This is a genomic window from Streptosporangium sp. H13245 (genome assembly GCF_055690525.1).
The window spans coordinates 48923-73796 of sequence record NZ_JBSZKT010000033.1 but is presented as its reverse complement, the minus strand read 5'-3'; the positions used below and the strand labels follow the sequence as shown (position 1 = coordinate 73796).

Here is a 24874-nt window from a genome sequence, read left to right as displayed (position 1 = left end):
GCCGGGGTCATGGGAAGCAGTAGGAGTCGGAGGAGGAGTCGCCGCCCTGCAGACGGATCTGGTGCGCGCGGCGGCCGTCGGAGGCGAAGTCGACGAAGAAGCCCGGATCGAGGGCGATCGAACCGTCGTCGGCGACGTCCACCTTCGCCATCCAGCCGGAGATGCCGTCGGGGTAGAAGACGTCGTCCCAGGACCGGTAGAGCGAGTTGGTGAAATAGACCCGCCGTCCGTCCCTGCTCGCCTCGACCATCTGCGGCCCCCCGTTCAGCGCCCGGCCCGGAGCCGCCGGGTGCCCGTCGCGCCTGGCGATCCCGCCGATCCGGACCGACCCGGTCTCGCGCGGCGCGAACGGGTCGGAGACGTCGTACGCCTTGAGCTCGCCGGTGCCCCACGCGGAGACGAGCAGGATCCGGTCGTCGAGGGTGAGCGAGATGTCGCTGACCAGCGGTGGTACCGCGCCGAACTGCTTGAGCGGCTCGGGCAGCAGGTCGGGGTCGGCGGGCTCGGCCGGAATCGTGATCGTCTTGCGGGCCTTCCAGACACCGTCCTCCAGGTACCAGGTGAAGATGTTGGCCGACAGGTCCTCGACGTTGATCACGGTGTTGACGAAGCCGTAGGTCTTGGTCGGGTCGTGGGCGGGCCGGAGCTCCAGGGCCATCTGGTGCTCGTCGCCCAGGTCGATCTCCTGGAGGTGCCTGCGCTTGGCCAGGTCCCAGACGTGCAGCCGGTGGCCGTACTTCCGGCCGACCAGAAGCTCCAGCGAGGGTCCGGGCTCGATCTGGTTGGGCGTGCCCCACTCGCTGGAGATCATCGTGTCGTGCCCGAGGTGCCACCAGAAGTCGTAGTGCAACCGCTGCGATCCCCGGTCGGCCTCCCAGCGGCCCTTGGGCTCGAAGGTGTCGTGGTCGAGCGTGAACACCCCGCCGGGCGCGTCGCCGTCCACGTTGCCGAGCGCGCTGACGTAGATGGCGTCGGTACCGCAGTGGACGGTGTGCGGGCGGCTGTAGCCGGTCTTCTCGAAGATGGTCTCCGGCTCGATCGTCTTGATCAGCTTGGGGCGCCAGGGGTCGTCCTTGACATCGAAAATGTAGATCCTGCTGGACCTCAGACCGGGAAGGACCAGGTAGCGTCGCTCGACGTGCGGGTGTGGCGCGTACGGGCACAGGGCCGCGCTGCACACGTTCCAGCCGAAGTGATGCAGCTCGTCGCCGGGGACGGACATGTCGTGCACGTCGGCGATCGACCCGTCCGACAGGTCGATCGTGGCCAGCCCGTCGGGCCGGTCGTCGCCGGACGTGGCGAGCAGCGCGACGTAGGCGAGCTCCTCCTTCGGGGCCGCCATGGCCTCGCGGGCTGACGGGTAGAAGGTGGGGTCGGGCTGGATAAGCGCCACGGTGGACTCCTGAACTCGTAGCCGGAACCGATATCCTACTAATCTTGTAGGAAAACTGTCTGTTGTCCAGAGGTCATGGTGTGTGACCGTCGTGGACGGGCGGGGGGCACGTCCGGTCGCCCGGCCCTCCCGGTTCGCGGACCGGGGAACATGGGGGGCCTGGTCGCGAGATCTTCCGGTAAAAGCTTTCAGCGGAGGATTTTGGCGAGGGACTTTGGTAGGGGGTTTTGGCTGGGGTTTCGTTGGGAGTTTTGGACAGGCGGAGAGGTGCGGGGCGTTATGCCCCGCACCTCTCCGTTTTTCACTTGACGGTCACCCGCCCCGTTTCACTTTTCCGGTCCTGAAGACCTTCGGAGTGAACCGCCGGGCCGGGGTACGTCAATCGACCTGTTTTCCCGAGACTCCGGAAAACCTCAGCACATCCTCACGGGCGTGCAGACGCCCGTAGGAGCACCCCAGACAATCGGTCCTCTGACAATCTGTCCCCTGACAACGTGGGCAGTGACGACCGGGTAACCGATAACCGTGCCACTGAGCGTCCCCGGTCCGGGAGGTCCGGGCGGTCCCTGCGGGCCCTGAGGTCCGATCGGGCCCTGAGGTCCAACGGGACCCTGAGGTCCTGCGGGTCCTTCCGGTCCAGGCGGGCCACCGGGTCCTTCGGGCCCGGCTATGCCGTCAGCGCCTGCGGGTCCCGCCGGTCCCTCGGGTCCTGCTGGCCCCTCGGGTCCCGGTGCGCCGTCGGCGCCTGCGGGGCCTTCCTGCCCTGCCGGTCCCTCGGGTCCCGGAGGTCCTGCGGGTCCTGCTGATCCCTCGGGTCCGGGTGCGCCGTCAGCGCCCGCTGGTCCCTCGGGTCCTGCTGGTCCTTCCGGTCCGGGTGCGCCGTCAGCGCCCGCTGGTCCCTCGGGTCCTGCTGGTCCTTCGGGTCCGGGTGCGCCGTCAGCGCCCGCTGGTCCCTCGGGTCCTGCTGGTCCTTCGGGTCCGGGTGCGCCGTCAGTGCCTGCGGGTCCGGCTGGTCCCTCGGGTCCGGGTGCGCCATCAGCGCCCGCCGGTCCGGCTGGTCCCTCGGGTCCTGCGGGTCCTTCGGGTCCGGGTGCGCCATCAGCGCCCGCCGGTCCGGCTGGTCCCTCGGGTCCTGCGGGTCCTTCGGGTCCGGGTGCGCCATCGGCGCCTGCGGGTCCTGCGGGTCCTTCGGGTCCGGGTGCGCCATCGGCGCCTGCGGGTCCGGCTGGTCCTTCGGGTCCGGGTGCGCCATCAGCGCCCGCCGGTCCGGCTGGTCCCTCGGGTCCTGCGGGTCCTTCGGGTCCGGGTGCGCCGTCAGTGCCTGCGGGTCCTGCGGGTCCTTCCGGTCCTGCGGGTCCTTCGGGTCCGGGTGCGCCGTCGGCGCCCGCGGGTCCGGCTGGTCCTTCCGGTCCGGGTGCGCCGTCAGCGCCCGCTGGTCCCTCGGGTCCTGCTGGTCCTTCTGGGCCGGGTGCGCCGTCAGCGCCCGCTGGTCCGGCAGGTCCCTCGGGTCCTTCAGGTCCTTCCGGTCCTGCGGGTCCCTCAGGTCCCTCAGGCCCTTCGGGGCCCTCGGGTCCGGCTGGTCCCTCGGGTCCGGGTGCGCCGTCAGCGCCCGCAGGTCCGGCAGGTCCCTCAGGTCCTGCTGGTCCTTCCGGTCCGGGTGCGCCATCGGCGCCTGCGGGTCCTGCTGGTCCTTCCGGTCCGGGTGCGCCATCGGCGCCTGCGGGTCCTGCTGGTCCTTCCGGCCCGGGTGCGCCATCGGCGCCCGCTGGTCCTGCGGGTCCTTCCGGTCCGGGTGCGCCGTCAGCGCCTGCGGGTCCCTCGGGTCCGGGTGCGCCATCGGCGCCTGCGGGTCCTGCTGGTCCTTCGGGTCCGGGTGCGCCGTCAGCGCCTGCAGGTCCGGCTGGTCCTTCAGGTCCTGAGGGTCCTTCCGGTCCGGCTGGTCCCTCGGGGCCGGGCGCGCCATCGGCGCCGTCGGCGCCTGCGGGTCCGGCTGGTCCTTCAGGTCCCGCAGGTCCCTCCGGTCCGACGGGTCCCTCGGGGCCGGGTGCGCCGTCAGCGCCCGCAGGTCCGGCAGGTCCTTCCGGTCCTGCGGGTCCTTCCGGCCCGGCGGGTCCTTCGGGTCCTGCTGGTCCCTCGGGTCCGGGTGCGCCGTTAGCGCCCGCGGGTCCCTCGGGGCCCGCGGGTCCTGCTGGTCCTTCCGGTCCGGGTGCGCCATTGGCGCCTGCGGGGCCCGCCGGTCCCGCGGGACCGGCGGCGCCGTTGGTCCCGTTCGCGCCTGCGGGGCCGCGGGGGCCCACCGGGCCTCTGGGACCCGCGGGTCCCGGGGGTCCCGGGGGACCGGGTGGGCCCTGAATCCCGTCGGGAATCCGGCAGAGGAAGCTTGGCAGACCCAGCCACCTGCACAGCGGGAGGTAAATCGCATCGCTTGCGGTGGGCTGCAGCCCCTTGTGGATGATCGTTCCGGTGGGTACGAGATCCCTGCTGCGGATCACAGTGGGCAGGGATACGAAGTTCGTGCAAATGCTGGAGAGCAGCACAGGGCAGGGGTCGCCTTGCACGCTTTCGACGGATCGGATTTCGTCGTGGCGAGCCTGTGCCGACATTTGAAGTTGCGAATCGGCTGAAACTGGGACAGGGGAGTGCAAGAGAAGGACGGCCCCGGCGAGCGCGCCGCCCGCAAGGGTCCGTTTCATGAAAGTAGACACGTGCGTTGTCTCTCCCTTCCTATTGAGAGAAAACGCCGCACGGCCATTCTTGGGGCGCCCGGGAGATAGGCGGGAGAAGTGTGATTCGAATCCGGAATGGAAGCTTGATGGAGGCTGCGCGTTTCTTTGCAATCCACGCATTTAGATATCTATATAAAGTCCTAACATCTCTATTGTCATGATTAGTCGGATAAATGAACCACAATAAGATAAAACATAAACTAGGTTAAGGGCTTGTTTCGTACCAAGGTTCCGTGGCCGGATCCGGCTCCCGGATCCGCTGCTCGAATCCGGGCGAATTCGCGTGGCCGGCCGGTGCCGGGACGCGGAAAGCCCGCCGGTAGGCCGAGGGGGAGGTGCGCATCGCCCGGGTGAAGTGGTGCCGGAAGGTCGCCGCGCTGTCGAAGCCCACCGCGGACGCGATCTCCTCCACCGGCGCGGAGGTGGACTCCAGCATCGCCAGGCTGGCCGTGACCCGCTGGGAGATCACCCAGCGCAGCGGGCTCGTTCCGGTCTGCCGCCCGAAGTGCCTGATGAACGTACGCCGGGACATGTGCGCGGCTTCCGCGAGAGCGGCGATCGTGATGGGTTCCGCCAGGTGTTCCAGTGCCCAGGCCATCGCGGCCGCCAGGGCGGCGCCGTCCTCCACCGGGGCGACCGCGGCCTGGATGAACTGTGCCTGCCCGCCCTCCCGGTGCGGGGGGATGACGAGTCTTCGCGCGACCTCGTTGGCCACGCCCGGCCCGTAGTCCTTGCGTACCAGATGGATCAGCAGGTCCAGCCCCGCCGCGCTGCCCGCGCTGGTCAGCACGTCCTCACCGTCCACGTAGAGCACGTCCGGATCGACCTTGACCCGCGGGAACCTTCGCTGGAGCAGTTCGGCGTACCTCCAGTGGGTCGTCGCCTCCCTGCCGTCCAGCAGCCCGGCGGCGGCCAGCGCGAACGCCCCCGAGCAGATCGACACGACCCGTGCCCCCCGGTCACGGGCCCGCCGCAGCGCCGCGACCACCGCGCGGGACACCTCGCCGTGGACGTCCGCGACCCCGGGCACGATCACCGTGTCCGCGGCTGTCAGCACGTCGAGCCCGTGCTCCGCCCGCATCGTGAATCCGCCCGTGACCCGCAGGTCGGCCGGACTCTCCGCGCAGACCGACAGCTCGTACCAGGGAATCTCCAGTTCGGGGCGGGCGATGCCGAAGATCTCGACCACGCAGCCCAGCTCGAAGGGGGACATGCCGTCGAAGGCGAGCACGGAGACGGTGGGGCGCGTGGCGCGGAGCACCGGCGGCGAGATGAGCATGGCGTGATATTAGCGATAAGCGGCATTCGTGCCACTGTCGGTGCCGATACGCCGAGCGGCACCATTGCTCGTGTCAGGCACCGCGACCGCCACCGTCGTCCGAGCCGGGGCCCCTAACCGGTGCCACATGGGCCGGGCACCATGACCCGCACCACCACGCGGGGGTGCCCACCCTCCACCCCCGCTCCCGTCACCGTCGTCTGAAAGGCCACCCATGTCTGTCACCGCTCCCTTCTCCCTCTCCGCCGTCACCGCCGTACCGGCCGCGGGGAACGCCGACGCGCTGGCGCACTTCGCCGCCCGGCTGGCGTTCGAGACCGACGTGTCCGACGTCGCCGCCGACCTGGCCGCCGGGGTCGCGGACATCGTCGTGGTCGACTCCCGGAGCCGGGAGAGCTGGGACCAGGGCCACGTCCGGGGGGCCGTCCACCTGCCCACCGCGCTGATCGCGGCCCGCGCCCGCGAGATCGTCCCCGCCGGGGTGACCGTGGTGACCTACTGCTGGGGGCCGGGGTGCAACGGCGCCACCCGGGCCGCGCTGGAGTTCGCCGGACTCGGCTACCCGGTCAAGGAGATGCTCGGCGGCTTCGAGTACTGGGCCAGGGAGGGCTTCCCCGTCGAGACCGCCGAGGGCGTGTCCCGCCGCCCCGTCGACGCCCTGACCGCGCCGGTCTCCGGCATCGCCTGCGCCTGCTGACGTCACCCCGCCAGGCGTCGGGCGTACGCGGTGGGCGAGAGACCGATGACGGCGGTGAAGTCACGGGTGAAGTGGGACTGGTCGCTGTAGCCGAGATCGGCGGCCAGCCGTGACCAGTCGGTGGCGGGCCCGGCCCGCTCGGCGGCCTCGTGGATGCGGTAGCGGCGGATCACCCACTTGGGGGAGACGCCGACATAGTCGCTGAACAGCCGCTGCAGGTGCCGGACGCTCATCCCGTGCAGAGCGGCCAGATCGCCGACGCGGACGATGGCCGGGTCGGCGAGCACGCTCGCGACGAGGTCCGCCGCCCGCTCGGCGACGGGATCGCGGGCGGGGAGCCGCGCGAGCAGGAACCCCTCCAGCGCCCGCAGGGCCTCCTCATCGGAAGCAGAGGAAGCGGAGGAAGCGGAGGAGCCGGAGGAAGCAAGGGAGGCGGAGGAAGTGGAGAAGGCGGCCAGTACGGCCGGGACCACCGCGTCGGCGTCCGGGCCGAAGATCTGGGAGGCCGGTGTGAGGAGATCGGTGATCGTGGAGAGCGGGGCGCCGAGGAAGGGACGGAAACCGGCGGGCCGGAAGCGGCTGCCGACCACCACCCCGGTGCCGGTCAGGACCTCCAGGTAGTCACCGGTGATGACCCCGGCCACGCGGGAACCGTGCTCGTGGAAGACCAGGTTCACCGACGGATGGGAGACGATCCGCTGTTCGTACGGTTCGTCCAGGTCCCAGCGGACGATCCAGTGGTGCTCGACGAAGGGGGCCAGGGCCGGGTGGCACGCGTGGCGCCCGTAGCGGAACCGGGCCGCCCCGAAGTTCAGGATGCCCCGGGTGTCGTCGGCGGGCACCCTCCTCCCATCGAGGGAGGCGGCCGGGCGGCTCATGACGGGATGGGGATGTGAACTCCCGGCAGGCCCTGCGGCTCCTTGCCCGGATACTCGCCGCCCAGCATGGTGGCCACGGTGTAGAGGTGCCAAGCCTGGTTGGGCTTCTTCAGGGCGGGCTCGGCGAACAGCTTGCGGACCTCGTCGGGCCTGACGATGGGCGCCAGCAGGTCCAGGCGGCCGAGGACGTGGTCGCGCAGCAGGCCGGTCAGCTCCACACCCGGGCTGGTCCGCCAGTTCCAGCCACCCCCGCCGGTCTTCGGCGCGGTCAGCGGCGCCTGCGGCCTGCGCTGCCAGGGGTAGTAGCGCCGCCCCACGGTGAACCGCCACGGCTTGCCCTCGACCGGGATGTCCCTGAGCGAAGGGGCCAGGACACCGAGCAACTCGTAGATGACCTCCTCCGACAGCCGCCAGGTCTGGTCGAGGCCCAGCGCGGCGCGGACCACCCGGTTGTCGAGGAACGGCCAGATCTGGTCGCCCCTGCGCAGCGAGCCCGCCCGTGATCCCGCGTGCCAGCGGCCGACCTTGTAGGAGATGTACATGTGGTCGAGCGCCTCCAGCGGAGCCCGCTCCCGCCAGGGCCCGGCCAGCTCGCGGGCGTGCTCGTTGGCCTCGTCGGTGAACAGCGCCGGGTCCCGCAGGAAGGTCACGTCCGCCCGGCGGCGCAGCGCCTTCTCCGTCAGGTCGGTCTGGAGCAGCAGCAGACCCCCGGCCCGCAGGATCTCTCCGCTCTGCCCCGACATGGTGGGCTTGGCGCTGTACGGGAGATAACCGACGATCGACTCGTACGCCGACGTCATGCCCTCGCAGGCGCGCAGCGTCTCGTAGGCCCGCGCGAGGGGGTGCTCGACGACGATCGCGTCCTTCTTCTCGGCGTTCCCGGTGCGGGCCGGGGGGATGACGGTGTGCTCGACGCCGAGCGCGCGGGCGACCCGACCGGCGATGATCACATCGGGATGGGTGTCCAGGCCGTTGGTGGTCGCGCGCAGCGGGATGCCTGCCGCGTGCAGGGTCGCGGCGATCAGACGGCTGTCCCTGCCGCCGGTGAGGGCGAGGTTCACCGGCTGCCCGGCCGCGCGCAGCGGCTCCACCGTCGCGAGCAGCGCGCTCGCCAGCTCGCCGACCAGCTCCTTCTTCCCCCTGCGCGACGTGGGCGCGGGCACCGCCGAGGGGAGCGGGGTCGTGGTGATCGTACGGCGGCCGTCCCTGACGGTCACCGACGAGGACGGCGGCAGTGCGCTCACCCCCCGGTAGGGGGTCTCGTCCGACAGGAAGTATCCCTGCCTCACCATCGACTGCAGCGCGAGCACATCCCACTCGACCCGGTCACCGCCGCCCGCGAGGTGGACCAGCAGCGCCCGGCTGCCGATCACGTGCGCGTCGGGGGTCTCGGCGTAGTAGACCGGGCAGACCCGGTGGATCGCGGTGGCGGCCGACAGCTCGCCCTCGGTCGCCCGGAACGCGGAGAAGCACCCGCCGACCGCCTCGGTGTCGAGAACCGGCATGGCCGCGAGCCGGTTCACGTCGTCCGGCGCCGCCAGGTAACCGTTCACCCCGGTCACCCTGTCGTGCCCGGTCTCCAGCAGGGGAGGCCGCCGCGAGTCGTCCGGCTCGTTGGTCCAGGCGAACACGGCGATGCCGGGACGGTGCCACTCCCGGGACCTGATGACCTCGGGCGGTACGGGGAACGCGCTGTCGATCGCGCCCCTGACGGTGTGCAGCATCGCCTCCGGTATTCCGGCTCCCGGGTGTTTGGCCGCGAGGCCGAGGTACACGCGCATGGTGCAGGATCCTATGTCGTGTTTTTTCGAGATAGCTGTGAGTTCGACTCGACAGCGTGGCCGTCATGTACTCACCGTGAGCGCGACGGCTTCGACGTACGTTCGACGTGCGGCCACCGGGCCCGGAAACCCCGATCACGTGCCGAACACGGTTTGCGCTCGCTTGGGTCAAGCTCCCGGCGGACCCGAGGGAGGAGTCGTCGTAGGGGATGACACGCATCCCTAGGAGGCGACATGAAGTCACGTCCGATCGCCATCGTTCTCGCCGTGCTCGCCCTGATGCTCGCCGCCGCCTGCGGAGGTTCGGGCGAGAGCACCCCCGCCGGCCAGCCGATGCCCGAATCATCCGGAAAGGCGGTCCCGTCCATGCCCCGGGACGCCGCCCCCGGCGCCGGGGAGCGGGCTCCCGGCGAGACCGAGACCGACTCCAAAGCACGGGCCACCACCGGGGCCGAGGATCCCCGGGCCGAGGCCGCCCGGCGGCGCGACACCTCCGCCGAACAGATCTCCACCTTCGCCCTCGACGTGGACACCGCCTCGTACGGCTACAGCAAACGGGCCCTCACCGAGGGCAGGCTGCCGGAGGCGGGCCAGGTCAGGCCGGAGGAGTTCGTCAACTCCTTCGTACAGGACTACGCGGAGCCCGAGGACGACGGCTTCACCGTGCACATGGACGGTTCCCGCACGCCGGGCAACGGCACCGCGCTGCTTCGCGTCGGCCTGCAGACCCGGAGGGCGAGCGCGGAGGCCCGGCGCCCGGCGAACCTCACCTTCGTGGTGGACGTGTCCGGCTCGATGGGCGAACCCGGCAGGCTCGACCTGGTCAGGGAGGCCCTGCACAAGCTCGTCGACCAGCTCGGGCCCGGCGACCAGGTCTCGCTCGTGGCCTTCAGCGACGAGGCGGACGTCGTCCTCTCCATGGCCCCGGCGACCGACAGGGAAAGGCTCCACGCCGCCGTCGAACGCCTCGCCATACAGCAGTCGACGAACCTGGAGGCGGGACTGACCAGCGGCTACGCCGAGGCCGCGGCGAGTTTCAGGCCGGTGGCCGTCAACCGCGTCATCCTGCTCTCCGACGGCCTGGCCAACGTCGGCGACACCACCTGGCAGGGCATCCTCACCCGGGTCGAGGAGGCCGCGGCCAAGAAGATCACCCTGCTGTGCGTCGGCGTCGGCCGCGACTACGGCGACGAGCTGATGGAGCAGCTCGCCGACAACGGCGACGGCGCCGCGGTCTACGTCAGCTCCGTCGACGACGCGCGCAAGGTCTTCGTCGAGCAACTCGCCACCAACATCGACCTGCGCGCCCGCGACGCCAAGGCGCAGGTCGTGTTCAACCCCTCGGTCGTGGAGTCCTACCGCCTGATCGGCTACGAGAACCGGCAGATCGCGACCGAGGACTTCCGTGACGACACCAAGGACGGCGGCGAGATCGGTCCCGGCCACTCGGTGACGGCCCTGTACGAGATCCGGCTGCGCGACGGGGCGTCGGGCCAGCTGGCCACCGCCACCGTACGCTGGCAGGACCCCGACACCCGCGACCCCGCGGAGGCCGCCCGTTCCCTCGCGGCGGGTGACCTGGCGGCCTCGCCGTGGGAGGGGTCCACGCCGAGGTTCCAGGTCGACGTGGTGGCCGCGGGCTTCGCCGAGTATCTCCGCACCGGGGAGAGGGTCGCCGGAGCCACCCCCGATGACCTCGCCGCCCACGCCACCCGCCTGGCCGCGTCCACCGAGGACCCCGCGGTGACCGAGCTCGCCGGGCTGATCGAGAAGGCCACGTCGCTCAGGTAGGCGCCCGTACACACCGTGACCGGAGGGCCGGTTCCCGCGAACCGGCCCTCCGGGCGGCCCGCGCCACCGGGTACGGCCCGGTGGCCGGGTCCTGGGTGCGAGCGGAGCGGGTTCGGGCCGTCGGGTTGGGGGTGGCTGGGCCCTGGGCGCGAGGTGGCGGAGTGAAGCCGGGTTGGGTGGCCGGGTCCCGGGTGTGAGGTGGCAGGGTGGGGCCGGGCCTGGAGGCCGGTCCGGGCCGCCGGTTCTGTCCGGTGACCGGATCTTGGACGGCGTCGCGGCGGTTACAGGGTGCGGGGTGATTTCCTATACACTGGCGTGGTCGCCGGGCTCGCCCCGGAGGCGATCGGATGACATCCGAGGGGCTATGGCGCAGCTGGTAGCGCGCCTCCATGGCATGGAGGAGGTCTGGGGTTCGAATCCCCATAGCTCCACGTCGGGCCGTTCGCGAAACGGCCTGAAGGGCGTCAGACGAGATCCCGCCCGATCATGATGATCGGGCGGGATCTCGTCGTTTCCGGAGTCCTCCGGCCGCCGGGCCGACCGGTTCGGCCCGGGTGATGGCCACTACCGCCGTGAAAAAGCCACCGCCGTGAAGACCCACCGCTGCCGTGAAGACCCACCGCCGTAAGGACGCCGCCGCGAGGGCCCACCGCTGTAAGGGCGCCGCGAGGACGTTCTCGCCGTGAGAACGCCACCGCGACGCCACCGCTGTGAGGACGCTTTCGCCGTGAGGACGCCACCGCCGTCCCGCGCGGGCTTCCCGGGGCCGGAGGGATCTCCGCCCGAGGCCGCCGGTCACCCAAAAAGGCCGGTCACCCAAAAAGAGGGAGAACCGCCCACCGGGTGAGCCGGGTCCCTTCGTCGTTCACCCGGGAGGCGCGGCGCTCGGGCGGTGCCCGCCGGGAACGACGAGACCGGCCATGAGCGTGCTCCCGGTGTTTCCGCGGGGAGCACGCCACATGGCCGGTCGTTTTCCAGGTGCGCCGGTTGGGGGGTCAGGCCGGAGCACCTGTCGGGAGGGTCAGTTGCCGGTGATCACGAAGCTCGTTCCCGGCTGCCGCACGATGTCGCCGTCGGCCGAGTTCGTGATGGTCACGTTCGACAGGATCGCGTTGCCGCGGGCGCCGCTCATGGCCAGGATCCCGGCTCCGTTGTTGGACTTGTCGATCCGCACATTGGTGATCGCGACGTTCGGCATGTTGCCGCCGCCCGTCTTGAACTGGATGCCGTCGTAGGTCGAGTCGTGGATGTCGGTGTCACGGATGGTGACCCCGGGGATCTCGTTGCCCTGGGGGAACAACGTGATCGCCCCGAACTCCTGGTCCTCGTTCCAGAAGGCGCCACCCGTGCGGTACAGGCCGTTGTTGGCGAGCAGCGTGGTCCCCGAGAAGGGCAGGGGGCTGTGGTCGGTCGCCAGCATGATGCCCGGGTAGTTCATGGTGTCGTAGATCAGGTTGTTCTCGGCGGAGTTGTCGTAACCGCCGTAGATCGCGATGCCGTTCGCCCGCCAGGGCAGCTGGATGGTGTTGTTGACGAAGTGGTTGTCGTGCGTGTTGTCGACGACCCGGTCCTTCACCGCCTGGTTGGCCCAGATCGCGAGGGCGTCGTCACCGGTGTTGCGGAACGAGGAGTTGAACACCCGCGAGTTCCGCGTGCCGTTGGTGAAGTTGATGCCGTCGGCGTAGGTGTTGCGGATACGCATCCCGCTGAACTGCAGGTTGTCGCCGGGACCCCACAGGGCCGGGATGTTGTCGTAGTCGCGGCCGACCCAGGCACCCACGTTGGCGTGCTCGATCCACACGTTGGTGATCTTGGTGTTCTCGCCGAACCGGCCGTTCAGGCCCACCCCGCCCTCGTCGTTGCCGTCTCCGCCGCGAATGCGGCCCGAGCCGAAGATGGCGATGTCGGAGATCTGGGTGTTGCTGTCGATGTCGAAGCCGAAGTTGCCCTCGTGCGGGTGGTTGATGCCGCCCACCACGTCCTGCGGCTCGGTCAGGGTGTACAGCTGCGAGTGCCACATGCCCGCGCCGCGGATCGTGACGTTGCTGATGCCCACCTGGTTGAACTGACCCCGGTTCAGCGGGTCGTCGGTGAGGATCTTCTGCTCCTGGCGCCACTGGCCCGCCGGGATCCACACGCAGCTGATGACGCCGTTCTGGTCGTCGGTCACCGCCCGCTGGATGGCGGCCGTGTCGTCGAGACCGTCGTTGGGCACCGCGCCGTAGTTCGTGATCGAGGTGCAGCCGGCCGGCTGGCTCGTCGGCGGCGCCACCTGCTCCAGGTCGATCAGGTCGATGATGTAGAACGAGGCCGTGTCGCCCGCGTCACGCTGCAGCTTGAACTTGGTACCGGCCGGGTAGCTCTGCGAGAGCAGCGCGTTCGACTCGTCGAACAACCGCCGGGCGTCGCCCTGGGGAGTGTTCGTCAGCGCCTCGGGGCCGTCGGTGTTCCCGTACAGCCAGCTGTGGCGTGAGGAGAGGGTCAGCTTCCTGGAGAAGGTGCCGTTGATGTAGAGGCTGATGGTGGCCTCGATGCCGCCGCCACCGGCCGCGTCGGGGATGGAGTTGCGGACCACGATCGAGTTGGCGGCGTTGGTCGAGGTGAACTCGACGAACTGGCCGGTGCTGTTCAGCCGCACCGACTTGCGGCCCGAGGACTCGGTCGCGAAGTTGGTGTGCCCGAAGGTGCGCAGCGGGTCGGTCTCCAGCAGGGTGCCCTGGTAGCTGGCGGACTCGGCCTCGTACTCGACGTACGGGACGGCCGCGCCGCGCCCGACCACGATCGACTGCGAGAACGTGTTGTTGTTCTCGTTGGTCTCGGTGACGACGTTGGTCGCGTCGGCGGTGGCGGTGATGGTGGCGCCGCCGCTGGTGGCGGTCCAGCTTCCGCTGACGGCCACGTTGACCGTCGCGCCCGCGGCGATCGACGCGGTGTTGCCGTTGAGCGTGGTGCCGCCCACCGCCACGCGGGTGACCGTGGTCGCGCCCGTCGCGGTGGTTCCCCGGTTCTTCACCGACACGGTGAAGGTGACCGGCGCTCCGACGGCCGGGTTCGGCGGGTTGGAGGTGACGCCGAGGACCTGAAGGTCGGGGCCGGGAGCCTGGGAGACCACCAGCGGGGACGGCGCGGTGAGGGTGTTGTTGCCCTCGTTCTGCTCGAAGACCGAGTTGTCCGCGTCGACCCTGGCGCTGACCGTGTAGCTGCCCTCGCCGCGGGTGCCGATGTTGTGGGTCACCGTGGCGGTGGCGTTGGGCGCGAGGGCGGGGATGGCGACGGTGCCGGCCACCGTGCCGTCGAGGTTGAGGTTGACGCTGTCCGCGGGAGCTGCCGCGGTGCCCGCGTTCCTGACCGTGGCCGAGAGCGTGATCGCGTTGGCCTCGCTCGGGGACGCCGGGGTCCACGAGAGGTTCGTGACCGTGAGGTCGGGGTTCGGCGCGGGGACGCCGAAGACCTGGAACTCGGCGACCTGCCCGCCGGGCGCGCCGCTGTTGCTGGTGAACCTCAGCTGGACGTCGGCGACGGTGGCGCTGAAGGTGATCGTCGCCGAGTTGCCGCCGGAGGCCGGGTTGAACGTGTAGTTCTGCGCCGACACCAGGTTGGTGTAGCCCGTGGCGTTCTGCTCACGGCCCAGGACCTGGATGTTCTGCGTACGGGTGCCCCACGCGGAGTCGGGGTTGAGCTTCACCACGACCGAGCTGACGCTGGCGTTGGCGCCGAGCTTGGCGGTCAGCGTGTTCGGGAACGCGCCGGAGTTGGCCTCCCAGTAGGTGGCCAGGTTGTTGTCGTTCGCGTTCGCGGCGACGAACGAGTGCACGTGGCCGGACGCGACGATCTCCTTGCCGATCGCCAGGTTGGAACCGGGCTCGCCGCCGGTGCCGGTGCGGGTCACGGAGTTGCTGTTGGCCGACTGGTTGCCCGCCGCGTCCTTGGCCCGCACGAAGTACGTCACGGTCGCCGACGCGGGCTGGTTGTCGGTGTAGGTCAGCACGTTGCCGACGCTGCCCCGCAGCTGGTTGTTGGCGTAGATGTCGTAGCCGGTGACGCCCACGTTGTCCGTGGAGGCGTTCCAGGCCAGCCTGATCTGGCCGGTGGCCGGCTGCGTGTAGGAGAGGCTGCCGGGGGCCGACGGGTTCTGGGTGTCGCCGCCGGTGCCGGCGGCGCCGTAGATCTCGAACTCGGAGATCTGCGCGGCGGGCCAGCCGGTGTTGGCGGTGATGTTGACGCGCCAGTAGCGGTGGGACGCGGCACCGAAGTTGATCGTGACGGTGTTGCCGGTCGCCGGGTTGAACGTGTAGTTGGCCGAGGCCACGACCGTGCTGAAGGTGTTGCCGTCAGCGCCGCCCTGGACCGAGAGCGTCTGGGTGCGGGTCTGCCAGACGGCCGGCGGGGGCAGCTTCAGGACGATCTGCTCGACGCTCGTGGCGGTGCCGAGGTCGATCCGCGCCCACTGCGGGAAGCTGTTGTTGGCGCTCTCCCAGTAGGTGGACGGGTTTCCGTCGTTGATGGCGGACACCGGTTGCCCGCCCGTGGAGCTGCTGGCCAGGGTCGCCTTTCCCGGCGACAGGTTGGGTCCGGCTGCGGCGGAGGCCGGGACGACCGACCCCACGACGAGGAGTAAACCGGCGGCGACCATGGTCGCCACCAGCCGTAACGATCTGTACAGCATTCTCATTCGCGCTCTTCTTCTCTCGTCAGGCACGGCAGGGCCGAGGCGTGAAGGCAGACCTTCACCGCACACGTAATGGGGGGCAGGTGCACGACGCAGTGCATCCCTGGAGAGTTGCGAGGAATAGCAAGAAAATGAACATGAGTTTGCAATATTCTTGCATGGCGTTGGCCAAATGTTACATACGTGCTACGGGCGCGTCAACGGCTGGGAAGCAGCTTTCTCAACTGGCTCGACGCGAGATGTGACAAGACGTCAAAACGGCCGTCGAACGCCGGGGCGCGGGGGCCGGGAGGGGACACCGGTCTGTGAGCGCCGGGGCGTGGGTGCCGGGTTGTGGACACCGGCTTACGGACGACAACCGGGGCGTGGACACCGGTCTTGGACGTCGGCTCGCCAACCTGATGGCGGGAAAGGGGGCGGTGGGTCACCCCCCGCGCGCGTCGCCTGCCGTCCGTCGGCGCGCGGGGGGGGGTGTCCTTCTCAGCTCGGTGCGTACGAGGGTGTCGGTCTCAGCTCGGTGCGTACGGGAGTGCTGAGCCCGCCTCGTACGGGGAATGTCAGCCCAGCTCGTAGTCGAGGTGGAAGGAGTGGGCGCCGTCGTCGTTGACGATCTGGCCGCCGCCCCGGATGTCCAGCAGCTCGCCGGTGCCCGAGTCGGGGAGGATCGTCCAGCTCAGCACCGGCTCCCCGGCGTGGTCCGTGGCCGTGTGGTGGAGCACGAAGGTGCCCTTGTGGCCGTGCACGGTGCCGGTGAAGCGCTCGAAGCCCACGTAGGCCGCCGACGTCTCGACGCGGGCGATCGCGGTGATGATGTCGGAGGTGCTGGTACCTGCCAGGTCGCCGTCGAAGGTCTTGACGATGTGGACGCGGGAGAGCGTGGCCCCCTCCGCCTCGTCGTAGGGCTGCGGCTCCCAGCTGTCGATGGTGAAGGTTCCTGTGGCGCGAGGCATATGGGGCTCCCTGCTGGAATTTCGGATCTTGAGCCCATCCTGGCGACCGTACCTGTCACCTCATGTCAGATATGGATCCGCTATGAGAGGCTCCATTTGTCCATGTTCCAGGTGATGGTCGACTGCGCGGGGTTGGGGACGACGTTCTGGAGCGTCTCGTCCCACGCGCTGAGGCCCGGGTGCTGGAACAGCGGGATGGTGGCCAGGTCGCGCCAGAGCCGCTTCTCGATCTCGCCGATGATCGGGTTCTGGGCCGCCAGGTCCACCGTCGAGTTCAGCTTCGCGATGAGGCGGTCGACCTGCCTGCTGGAGTAGCAGCCGTTGTTGTTGCCCTTGTTCTCGGCGTCGCACTTCCCGGGTGAGGTGAAGTTGGAGGCCCAGCCGCTGACCAGGGTGGAGCCCGACCAGGCGAACAGGGCCACGTCGTAGCCGTTGCTCGGCATCACGGTGCCGAGGAAGTCCTCGGAGCCCTTGTCGACGACCTTGAAACCGGCCTTGTTGCAGGCGTCGATGATGAGCTGCACCGCCGCGGTACGGCGCGGGTTCGGGGTCTGGTAGCCGATGCTGACCTCCAGGCCCGTCCTGCCCGCCGCCCGCAGCAGCGCCCTGGCGCCCGCGATGTCCTGCCGCGCGTACACGCCCGCGCTGCCGCTGGCCGCGACGACCGCCGCGCTGTTGGCCTGGAACGGGGCCACGGTGCGGACCTCCAGGGGCTTGGCGGAGGGTGAGACGGGCCCGATCAGGGTGTCGACGATGAGCTGCCTGGGCACGCACTTGGCGAACGCCTCGCGCAGCCTCCTGTCCCGGAACGGGCTGGAGTCGAAGTTGAAGTCCAGGTGCTCGTAGGTGTACTTCTCGAAGAGGCCGACCTCCACCCCCCGCAGCGACTGCAGCTGCCTGAGCACGTCGGGCCCCGGCTGCGGCTCGACGATCTGGACCTCGCGGTTCTGCAGCGCCTGGGCCTGCTCGTCGAGGGTGATGAAGCGCTCGACGATCGTCGGGGTCGCGGCGGGGGTGCCCCACCACCTGTCGTTGGCGACCAGGGTCAGCCGCTGCCCGGCGTCGAGCTTGGAGAGCTTGTACGGCCCGGAGGACGGGATCAGCTCGGCGTCGGGCAGCCTGCCCTCGGAGACCCAGCCGTCGTTGAAGAACTTGACGCCCTTCTCGATCCGCTTGGAGTCACCCTTTCTGATCGCCGCGATGAAGTCCTCCTCGGACAGGCCGTCCTGCCTGGCGATCACGTGGGCGGGCATCATCTCGGTCGCGCCGGGACCTCCGGCCACCCAGTCCGCGAACGGCTTGTCGTAGACCAGGGTGAACTCCCTGCCGCCCTTCGCGCAGCCGGGGACCCGGGTGTCCCGGAGGCCGGTGGTGTCGGCGGAGGCGAAGCCCCTGACCTTGCCGGACCGGAAGGCCCACCACAGCATGACGTCGTCGCAGTCGATCGGGACGCCGTCCGACCAGACCGCCTTGTCGTTGATGGTGTACCTGACGCTCAGCGGGTCGTCGGAGACCTTCTCGTACGTCCCGAAGTCCTTGTCGGGGGTGATCGCGCCCTTGTCGCCGTAGAACCAGAAGCCCGTCAGCACCCGCTGCAGCGGGGCGGCGTTGCGGATGGCGTTCTCCGCGGTGGTGTTGTTGTTGTAGGAGTGGAACTCCTGCTCGTACGCGTAGGTGATGGTCTCGCTCGGCGGGGCCGACCCCGAGGCGGCGGGGTCGTCCACCGGCTCGATGTCCGCGCAGGCGCCCAGCAGGAGCGCGCCACCCGCGAGCAGCGCCGTGAACCTTCCCGGCCTTCGTGCGTGGAACACGGCACCACCCCTTCGATCGCCAGGTCCCCGGTCGTCCCCGTACCGGTCAGGCGTCGCGGCCCTCCGTGACCATGCCGGACGCGAGGCCCTCAGATCAGGAGAATAGGAAAAACATAACCTTTGAGCGAATTCACCCAATATGTGAGATGGTGATCTTGCTCTCCGAGAGCTGGCCTGATTCTTGCGGTTATTGGCGCTCGGGCCACTCGTGGAGTGGTGTGCCGCCCCTCGATTATGAAGCGCATGACAACGACTCCTCGGGCGCCCGAACGTAGGATCCACCGCGCCTGGATCGTGGCGGGAGTCGCGTTCGTGGCCATCCTCGGCGCGGCCGGGTTCCGGGCGACGCCCGGCGTGCTGATCACACCGCTCCAGGAGGAGTTCGGCTGGTCCCGGGGCACGATCTCGCTGGCCGTCTCGGTCAACCTCATGCTCTACGGGCTGACCGCGCCCTTCGCCGCCGCCCTCATGGACCGCTTCGGCATGCGCAGGGTGGTGACGTACGCCCTGCTGCTGGTCGCCGCGGGGAGCGGGCTCACCATCCTGATGAACGCCCCCTGGCAGCTCGTCCTCTGCTGGGGCGTCCTGGTCGGCCTCGGTACTGGCTCGATGGCCCTGGTCTTCGCCGCGACCCTCACCGAACGCTGGTTCGTCCGCCACCGCGGCCTCGTCACCGGCGTGCTCACCGCGGGCGGCGCCACCGGGCAGCTCGTCTTCCTGCCCGTCCTCGCCCACCTGGCGGCGGACAGGGGCTGGCGGTCGGCCGCCGTCACGGTCGCCGTCGCCGCCCTCGCCGTGGTTCCCCTGGTCTGGTTCCTGCTGCGCGACCGGCCCGAGGACGTGGGCACCACCGCCCTGGGCGCCGACCCCGCCGCGCCCCCGGTCATCCGGCCGGTACGGAAGGGGGGCGCCGCCTCCCGCGCCCTCGGCGTGCTGTGGAGCGCGGCGCGCACGCGGCCCTTCTGGCTGCTCGCCGGGGGGTTCGCGATCTGCGGGATGAGCACCAACGGCCTGGTGGGCACCCATTTCATCCCCGCGGCCCACGACCACGGCATGGCCGAGCCGACCGCCGCGGGACTGCTCGCCCTCGTCGGGATCTTCGACGTGGTCGGCACCGTCGCGTCCGGCTGGCTGAGCGACAGGGTCGACTCGCGCATCCTCCTCGGCGCCTACTACGGGCTGCGCGGCCTGTCGCTGATGGCCCTGCCCGGCCTGTTCGGGGCCACCGCCGAGCCCAGCATGCTCGTCTTCATCATCTTCTACGGCCTCGACTGGGTGGCCACGGTCCCGCCGACCGTCGCCCTGTGCCGCCAGATCTACGGTCCCGACGGGGCCGTGGTGTTCGGCTGGGTCTTCGCCTCCCACCAGGTCGGCGCCGCGATCGCCGCGGTCGCCGCGGGAGTGACCCGCGACCACTTCGGCGCCTACGACCTCGCCTGGTACGTCGCGGGCTTCCTCTGCCTCGCCGCCGCCGTCATGTCGGTCGCCATCACCAGGAAGTCCATCGCCGGGAAGTCCAGTGTGGGGGAGTCCAGTGTGGGGGAGTCCACCACGGAGGAGCAGGCATCCTTGAAGGCGTGAGAGAACGAGGCGGGACCGGACGCGCGGTGGCCGGGGGAGAGCGTATGACCGGTACCGGGGACGACGCGACGCGGACAGGGCGCGAGGCAGAGGCGGCGGGCGGGGACGTGGACCGGGACAGGAGGGTCCTCCCGCTCGTGGTGCGCATCGAGCGCTCCGCGCCGCCCGAGCGGACCGACGCCCTGGAGGCCGCGTCCCTGGCCGTACTGGCGCTGCTCGACGACCCGCGCGCCCTCGACGGCGGCGAGTGGGCCGGGGCGGTACGGGTCTGGGACGGCAGCCGGTTCAGGAAGGTCGTCCGGCGGGCGCGCGGGGCGGAGTGGCGCAGGGTGCTCGACCTGCCCGGTGTCACCGTCACCTCGGGCACCGCCGAGGTCCGCGTCCACCCGCCGGTCCCGCTGGACGGCTGGCCCAGGGACCTCTCCAGGCTCCAGGTCTCCGGTACCGAACTCGCCGACTCCTCCGCGCCGGGACCGCCGGGAGACGTGGTGCTCTGGCTCAACCCCGGCCTGACGATGTCGGCGGGCAAGGCCATGGCCCAGGCCGGGCACGCCGCCCAGCTCGCCTGGCAGGCGAGTGGGAACGACGCCAGGAGGGCCTGGCGGGACAAGGGCCTGGCGGTCTCCGTGCGCACCGCCGAGTCCGCCGCGTGGGCCGGGCTGGTCGCCTCGGGACTGCCGGTGGTCAGGGACGCCGGGTTCACCGAGATCGAGCCCGGCTCCCGTACGGTCGTCGCGGACGCCCCGTGGCTGCGCGGGGACGGCCACTGAGTTTTGTATGGAACCCCGTGGCCGTGCGGGGGAGCTGAGGGCGTCCGGGTCAGGGCAGCCTGACGATGTCGGCGAGCACGCCGCCCTCGGGGGTGAGCCGCGCCTCAGACGGGCTGTCGTGGACCACCAGGAGGCGCTCGCCGTCGAGCACGGTGATCCCCTCGGGGTGGTCGTTCCCGTCCCCGTGCGGCAGGTCGCCGACGAGATCCAGCTCGTGCCGCACCGACGGCCCGTCCTCCGGGTCCCAGCGCAGCACCCGGACCGGGCCGTCCAGGCTCATGGTCGGCCCGGCGAGGATCAGCAGCCCGTCCCCGTACGGGCACATGTCGCGGACACCGAGCCCGCCGAGGTTCAGGAAGTGCGTCCGGTACGGCCTGCCGTCGATGGGGGCGAGCCTCAGGCTGCCGGGACGCCGGGGGTCGCTCTCCGGCCGGATCTCCAGCAGGGCGGCCCAGCCGCGCAGCACCGGGCCGCGCAGGCCGACGAACAGGCGGCCGTCGAGCATGGCGATGCCCTCGATGTCCAGCCCGTTGTCCTTGCTGGGAATCGCGACGAAGGGGGCGAGGTGCGGGTCGTCCGCCAGCAGGTCGGCCAGGTTCCGGCCGGGGCCCGACAGGATCTCCGCCCTGCGGGCGCCGTCCTCACGGACCGGGGTGGCGCCCACGAGCGGCAGCCGTACGAGGATGTAGCGGTTCTCCTCGCGCACCACGCTGCCGAGGCGGCGGCGGGCCTTGTGCGGCGGGTGCCCCTTCTTGACCCGCCTGCGCTTGAGGCTGTGCGACCCGATCACCCAGAGCCAGCCGTCCGCCCGGCCCAGGCCCTCGATGTCGGCCTCCTCGTCACGCCCGGCGGGCAGGTCCACGAAATCGGCGAGGAAGAAGGTGCGCTGGTCGTCGTAGCGTCCGGCGCGGAACGCCAGATGTTCGACGGTGGCGGTCTCGTCACCGGCCAGCCAGAGTCCCAGGGCATCGGTGCGTACGGCTGACAGGTTGGTGTGCGTTCTCGCCTCGCGTGAGGAGACGTCGAACCTGAGCTCCACCTGGCGTTCCACGAACATCCTGGCATCATCGCAGGATGTTTCGCACAAGGGTGAGGAAGGTACTCGTTCCCGAAGTGTGATGGGGATCCCGCACGGGAAAACCGGATTTGTCGTACGCTCCCGATCGTGCTCGATGGGTTGGGTGGGACTCAGGGGACCCGGGAGACGGGTCCCGCGCCGACATACGTGACCGCCGAGGCGGCCACGTCGGAGATGCCGAAGATCGTGGCGGAGAGCCCCCCGAAGCTGCCGGATTCCCCCGTGAAGCGATCACGCATCGGCGACCTGCCGATGCGCGTGATCTACCGCATCCTGGCCGTGGGTGTCGCGGTGATCCTGGCCGCGGTCGCGGCGGTGGTCGGCTTCGTCTCCTCGGGCTCCCCAGATCAACCGGGCGAGGGAAAGACGGGGCAGATCGCCGCGCCATCTGCCGCGCCACCCTCGCCCGGTTCAGGCCCGGCGGAGCCGTCCACCCCGTCCGCCTCCGCGTCGGAGCAGGCGTCCCCCTCGGAGACTCCCTCAGGGACCCCCTCGGCGACCCCCTCCGCGTCGGCGTCCCCCTCGGGGAGCCCCACGGAGACGGCCGCCCCCTCCTCGGCGCCCGACGGCTCCGAGCCCGCGCCCGACCGCAGCGCCGTCATCGCGGCCCTCAAGGACCCCCGGGTGCCCGACCTGCCGCGCGACAAGCGGCTCGGAAGCCTCCCCGGCAAGGCCGACAAGAGCAAGCGCCGCGTCCAGGACGGCAAGTCGGGCGTGTCGCTGATCCGCATGGGCAAGCCCTGGAAGGTCTTCGGCGCGTCGCCGTTCTCCACCAAGCAGGTGCTGCCGAAGGCGAAGGGAGCCGCCCACCGGGGGATGCTCGTGAGCTGCCCGGTGCCGATCCTGGTGCAGAAGGAGCCCAAGGACACCGCGCTGCTGGCCGCCCGGTGGACGCTCAACCACCACCCCAAGGGCGGCAAGATCACCTGGACCGCCTCACAGCCGATCAAGGACGGCTGGCTGCTCGCCTACCGGGTGAAGTACAAGCTGAAGGGCAAGGCGCGCTCCTCCATGGCCGCCGTCGCCGTGACCGAGGTCTCCGGCGCCAAGCCCGCGATGCTCTTCGCGACGATTCCCGACGCCCAGAGCAAGTACTGGCGCGCCATCAACACCGCGGTCTCCTCCCTCCGATTGAAGTAAGCCGCACCTGGGCAGGAATCGCCTTGTTCGTGTGACCTGGTGAAACTCGGGGGAATTTCACGGCCGGCGCTCCGCCGCCGCACGCGCGACGACCTCCCGCCCGCTCGCCGGGCGCGAGGTCCCGCTCTTTGGCGGAGGCGGCCCCGGTTCGAGGTCCCGGACTGAGCCGGGCGTCCCGGACGCGCCTCCGGGACGCCCGTCCAGCCAGAGGTTCCCCCCGAGCCGTCGAGGGGGAAGTCGTGAGCCGACCGGCGTCTCAGGAACGCAAGGGGTCCGGCCCCGACACGCCCGACAAGGAGAGCGGGCCCAAGCCCTGGCGGTCCGAGGGCCTGCCCGACGGCGGGACCTCCACCCCGCAGCGCCCGAGATTCAACTGGGTGCGCTTCCTGATGACCATGGTCATCGTCTACGCGGGCTTCTTCATCGCCTCCTCGTTCTTCGGCGAGACCACCGAGCCGATCTCCTACACCCAGTTCACCCAGCAGGTCCGGGCGGGGAACGTCAAGGAGCTCTACGCCACCGGCACGTCGATCGAGGGCACCCTCAGGAAGCAGGCCCGCGACCCCGACAGCGGGAACGTCACGTACGAGAAGTTCTCCACGGAGATGCCGGTCTTCGCCGACCGGGAGGGGCTCTACCGGCAGCTCCTCGCGACGGGCGTGAACATCAGGGCCGAGCCCGTCAGCGGGGGCCTCCTGTCGAACGTCCTGCTCTCCCTGCTCCCGGTCCTGCTGCTGGCGGGCCTGTGGATCTGGTTCGTACGGCGCGCGGCGTCCACGATGAGCGGCGGGATGGGGGGCCTCGGGGGTCTCGGCGGCCTCGGCAGGTCCAAGGCGGCCAAACCGGTGGAACCGGCCAAGGTCCGGGTCGACTTCGACGACGTCGCGGGCATCGACGAGGTCGAGAACGAGGTCGCCGAGGTGGTCGACTACCTCAAGGATCCCGAGAAGTACCGGAGGCTGGGGGCGAAGCTGCCCAAGGGCGTGCTGCTCGCCGGGCCGCCCGGCACCGGCAAGACCCTCCTCGCCCGCGCCGTGGCGGGGGAGGCCGACGTGCCCTTTTTCTCGGCGAGCGCCTCGGAGTTCATCGAGATGATCGTGGGGGTCGGGGCCTCGCGGGTGCGCGAGCTGTTCGAGGAGGCCCGCAAGGTCGCGCCGTCGATCATCTTCATCGACGAGATCGACGCGATCGGCAGGGTCAGGGGCGGCAGCACCATCGGCGGCCACGACGAGCGCGAGCAGACCCTGAACCAGATCCTCACCGAGATGGACGGCTTCACCGGCTCCGAGGGGGTCATCGTGATCGCCGCCTCCAACCGGGCGGAGGTCCTCGACCCGGCGTTGCTGCGTCCCGGCCGCTTCGACCGTACCGTCGTGGTGTCCGTGCCGGACGTCGACGGGCGGCTGGCGATCCTGCGGGTCCACAGCCGGGGCGTGCCGCTCTCCGACGACGTGGACCTGGCGCGGCTCGCCAGGACCACCCCCGGCATGACGGGGGCCGATCTGGCCAACCTGGTCAACGAGGCCGCGCTGCTCGCCGCCAAGCGGGGCCAGGACAAGGTCCACGCCCCCGACTTCGCCGACGCGCTGGAGAAGATCCTGCTCGGCGCGGCCCGCGCCGTCGTGATCCCGCAGGACGAGCGGAGGCGCACCGCGTACCACGAGGCGGGCCACGCGCTGCTCGGCATGCTCCAGCCGGGCGCCGACCCGGTCAGGAAGGTCTCGATCATCCCGCGCGGGCGGGCGCTCGGCGTCACGCTCTCCACCCCCGACACCGACCGGTACGCCTACGACGAGAAGTACCTGCGTGACCGGATCATCGGAGCCCTTGGCGGCATGGCGGCGGAGCAGGTCGTCTACGGCGTGGTCACCACCGGCTCGGAGAACGACCTGGAACAGGTCACCGTGATCGCCAGGGGCATGGTCGGCCGCTGGGGCATGTCCGCCAGGATCGGCCCGCTGACCGTCCTGCCCGCCACCGACGGCCAGCCCGCCGCCGCCCCGGACACCCTCTCCGCGGTGGACCAGGAGGTACGGCGCATCGTGGAGGAGTGCTACGAGGTCGCCCAGACCGTCCTGGCGGAGAACCGGAGCCGCCTGGACGGTATCGCCACGGCCCTGCTGGAGAACGAGACCCTGGGCGAGGCGGAGGCCTACGCCGCCGCGGGGCTTCCGCGGAACGCCGCTCCCGGGCTGCCCTCCTCGGACCCGCCCCCGGAACTCCCGCCACCGCCCCACCCCTGACCTCTTCCGGGTGTGGTGGCCTTGTGTCGCCTTGTGGTGGCCTTCGTGCGGTGCCTTTCGCCTGTGGTGACCTTCGCGCGGTGGCTT

16 protein-coding genes and 1 tRNA gene are annotated in these 24874 nt (G+C 70.5%); 7 read left to right on the top strand and 10 right to left on the bottom strand.

Annotated features, from left to right (window positions below):
* Positions 1 to 7 precede the first annotated feature (7 nt).
* The 3 genes from ACW9TB_RS31365 to ftrA all read right to left on the bottom strand — a co-directional run bounded on the left by ACW9TB_RS31365 (position 8) and on the right by ftrA (position 5398).
* On the bottom strand, positions 8 to 1393 hold the full coding sequence (locus tag ACW9TB_RS31365; protein ID WP_472751706.1) for a selenium-binding protein SBP56-related protein: 1386 nt from the start codon (positions 1391 to 1393) through the stop codon (positions 8 to 10).
* 667 nt (positions 1394 to 2060) lie between these two features.
* Entirely contained in the window at positions 2061 to 3608 is a 1548-nt protein-coding gene (locus ACW9TB_RS31360; RefSeq protein ID WP_472751705.1) for a hypothetical protein, read from the bottom strand.
* A gap of 716 nt (positions 3609 to 4324) precedes the next feature.
* Entirely contained in the window at positions 4325 to 5398 is a 1074-nt protein-coding gene (gene ftrA / locus ACW9TB_RS31355) for a transcriptional regulator FtrA (protein ID WP_472751704.1), read from the bottom strand.
* 214 nt (positions 5399 to 5612) lie between these two features.
* Between ftrA and ACW9TB_RS31350 the strand changes: the two genes are divergently transcribed.
* Complete coding sequence (locus tag ACW9TB_RS31350; RefSeq protein ID WP_472751703.1) at positions 5613 to 6095, top strand: rhodanese-like domain-containing protein; 483 nt, start codon at positions 5613 to 5615, stop codon at positions 6093 to 6095.
* A 2-nt stretch (positions 6096 to 6097) separates the two neighbouring features.
* On the opposite strand, the gene ACW9TB_RS31345 is transcribed toward ACW9TB_RS31350, so the two are convergent.
* On the bottom strand, positions 6098 to 6973 hold the full coding sequence (locus ACW9TB_RS31345) for a DUF6597 domain-containing transcriptional factor (RefSeq protein ID WP_472751702.1): 876 nt from the start codon (positions 6971 to 6973) through the stop codon (positions 6098 to 6100).
* Entirely contained in the window at positions 6970 to 8754 is a 1785-nt protein-coding gene (locus ACW9TB_RS31340) for an asparagine synthase-related protein (protein WP_472751701.1), read from the bottom strand. The genes ACW9TB_RS31345 and ACW9TB_RS31340 overlap by 4 nt, the downstream gene beginning before the upstream one ends.
* A 234-nt stretch (positions 8755 to 8988) precedes the next feature.
* Between ACW9TB_RS31340 and ACW9TB_RS31335 the strand changes: the two genes are divergently transcribed.
* Positions 8989 to 10545 (top strand): vWA domain-containing protein, encoded by a 1557-nt coding sequence (locus ACW9TB_RS31335; RefSeq protein WP_472751700.1) that lies wholly within the window; start codon positions 8989 to 8991, stop codon positions 10543 to 10545.
* Positions 10546 to 10903: 358 nt separating this feature from the next.
* Positions 10904 to 10976, top strand: a tRNA-Ala gene (locus ACW9TB_RS31330).
* Between the two features lie 590 nt (positions 10977 to 11566).
* Here ACW9TB_RS31330 and ACW9TB_RS31325 read toward each other — a convergent pair.
* The 3 genes from ACW9TB_RS31325 to ACW9TB_RS31315 all read right to left on the bottom strand — a co-directional run bounded on the left by ACW9TB_RS31325 (position 11567) and on the right by ACW9TB_RS31315 (position 17975).
* A complete protein-coding gene (locus ACW9TB_RS31325; protein WP_472751699.1) occupies positions 11567 to 15217 on the bottom strand; it encodes a CARDB domain-containing protein in 3651 nt (1216 codons plus the stop codon).
* A 554-nt stretch (positions 15218 to 15771) separates the two neighbouring features.
* Positions 15772 to 16164 carry a DUF3224 domain-containing protein gene (locus tag ACW9TB_RS31320; protein WP_472751698.1) on the bottom strand — a complete coding sequence of 131 codons (393 nt, stop codon included), beginning with the start codon at positions 16162 to 16164 and terminating at the stop codon, positions 15772 to 15774.
* 80 nt (positions 16165 to 16244) lie between these two features.
* The gene (locus tag ACW9TB_RS31315) at positions 16245 to 17975 is read right to left on the bottom strand and encodes an ABC transporter family substrate-binding protein (RefSeq protein ID WP_472751697.1); all 1731 of its coding nucleotides are present in this window, start codon (positions 17973 to 17975) and stop codon (positions 16245 to 16247) included.
* Positions 17976 to 18218: 243 nt separating this feature from the next.
* On the opposite strand from ACW9TB_RS31315, the gene ACW9TB_RS31310 reads away from it, so the two are divergent.
* Both ACW9TB_RS31310 and ACW9TB_RS31305 read left to right on the top strand, forming a co-directional pair.
* Complete coding sequence (locus ACW9TB_RS31310) at positions 18219 to 19556, top strand: MFS transporter (RefSeq protein ID WP_472751696.1); 1338 nt, start codon at positions 18219 to 18221, stop codon at positions 19554 to 19556.
* 44 nt (positions 19557 to 19600) lie between these two features.
* On the top strand, positions 19601 to 20326 hold the full coding sequence (locus ACW9TB_RS31305; protein WP_472751695.1) for a peptidyl-tRNA hydrolase: 726 nt from the start codon (positions 19601 to 19603) through the stop codon (positions 20324 to 20326).
* Between the two features lie 49 nt (positions 20327 to 20375).
* Here ACW9TB_RS31305 and ACW9TB_RS31300 read toward each other — a convergent pair whose 3' ends face one another.
* Together ACW9TB_RS31300 and ACW9TB_RS31295 are read right to left on the bottom strand one after the other, a co-directional pair.
* Positions 20376 to 21383 carry a DUF3616 domain-containing protein gene (locus ACW9TB_RS31300; protein WP_472751694.1) on the bottom strand — a complete coding sequence of 336 codons (1008 nt, stop codon included), beginning with the start codon at positions 21381 to 21383 and terminating at the stop codon, positions 20376 to 20378.
* A 131-nt stretch (positions 21384 to 21514) separates the two neighbouring features.
* A complete protein-coding gene (locus ACW9TB_RS31295; protein WP_472751693.1) occupies positions 21515 to 21643 on the bottom strand; it encodes a hypothetical protein in 129 nt (42 codons plus the stop codon).
* On the opposite strand from ACW9TB_RS31295, the gene ACW9TB_RS31290 reads away from it, so the two are divergent.
* Positions 21627 to 22544: a hypothetical protein gene (locus ACW9TB_RS31290; protein WP_472751692.1), complete on the top strand. Its 918-nt coding sequence runs from the start codon at positions 21627 to 21629 to the stop codon at positions 22542 to 22544. The genes ACW9TB_RS31295 and ACW9TB_RS31290 overlap by 17 nt on opposite strands.
* Positions 22545 to 22783: 239 nt before the next feature.
* On the top strand, positions 22784 to 24787 hold the full coding sequence (gene ftsH, locus ACW9TB_RS31285) for an ATP-dependent zinc metalloprotease FtsH (RefSeq protein ID WP_472751691.1): 2004 nt from the start codon (positions 22784 to 22786) through the stop codon (positions 24785 to 24787).
* Positions 24788 to 24874: the final 87 nt, after the last annotated feature.

Excerpts from the sequence above, each read along its gene's own strand:
- ACW9TB_RS31360 (WP_472751705.1), bottom strand. The coding sequence starts at position 3,608 with ATGGCGCACCCGGACCGGAAGGACCAGCAGGACCCGCGGGCCCCGAGG.
- ftrA (WP_472751704.1), bottom strand. The coding sequence starts at position 5,398 with ATGCTCATCTCGCCGCCGGTGCTCCGCGCCACGCGCCCCACCGTCTCC.
- ACW9TB_RS31350 (WP_472751703.1), top strand. The coding sequence starts at position 5,613 with ATGTCTGTCACCGCTCCCTTCTCCCTCTCCGCCGTCACCGCCGTACCG.
- ACW9TB_RS31345 (WP_472751702.1), bottom strand. The coding sequence starts at position 6,973 with ATGAGCCGCCCGGCCGCCTCCCTCGATGGGAGGAGGGTGCCCGCCGAC.
- ACW9TB_RS31340 (WP_472751701.1), bottom strand. The coding sequence starts at position 8,754 with ATGCGCGTGTACCTCGGCCTCGCGGCCAAACACCCGGGAGCCGGAATA.
- ACW9TB_RS31335 (WP_472751700.1), top strand. The coding sequence starts at position 8,989 with ATGAAGTCACGTCCGATCGCCATCGTTCTCGCCGTGCTCGCCCTGATG.
- ACW9TB_RS31325 (WP_472751699.1), bottom strand. The coding sequence starts at position 15,217 with ATGAGAATGCTGTACAGATCGTTACGGCTGGTGGCGACCATGGTCGCC.
- ACW9TB_RS31320 (WP_472751698.1), bottom strand. The coding sequence starts at position 16,164 with ATGCCTCGCGCCACAGGAACCTTCACCATCGACAGCTGGGAGCCGCAG.
- ACW9TB_RS31310 (WP_472751696.1), top strand. The coding sequence starts at position 18,219 with ATGACAACGACTCCTCGGGCGCCCGAACGTAGGATCCACCGCGCCTGG.
- ACW9TB_RS31305 (WP_472751695.1), top strand. The coding sequence starts at position 19,601 with ATGACCGGTACCGGGGACGACGCGACGCGGACAGGGCGCGAGGCAGAG.
- ACW9TB_RS31300 (WP_472751694.1), bottom strand. The coding sequence starts at position 21,383 with ATGTTCGTGGAACGCCAGGTGGAGCTCAGGTTCGACGTCTCCTCACGC.
- ACW9TB_RS31295 (WP_472751693.1), bottom strand. The coding sequence starts at position 21,643 with ATGCGTGATCGCTTCACGGGGGAATCCGGCAGCTTCGGGGGGCTCTCC.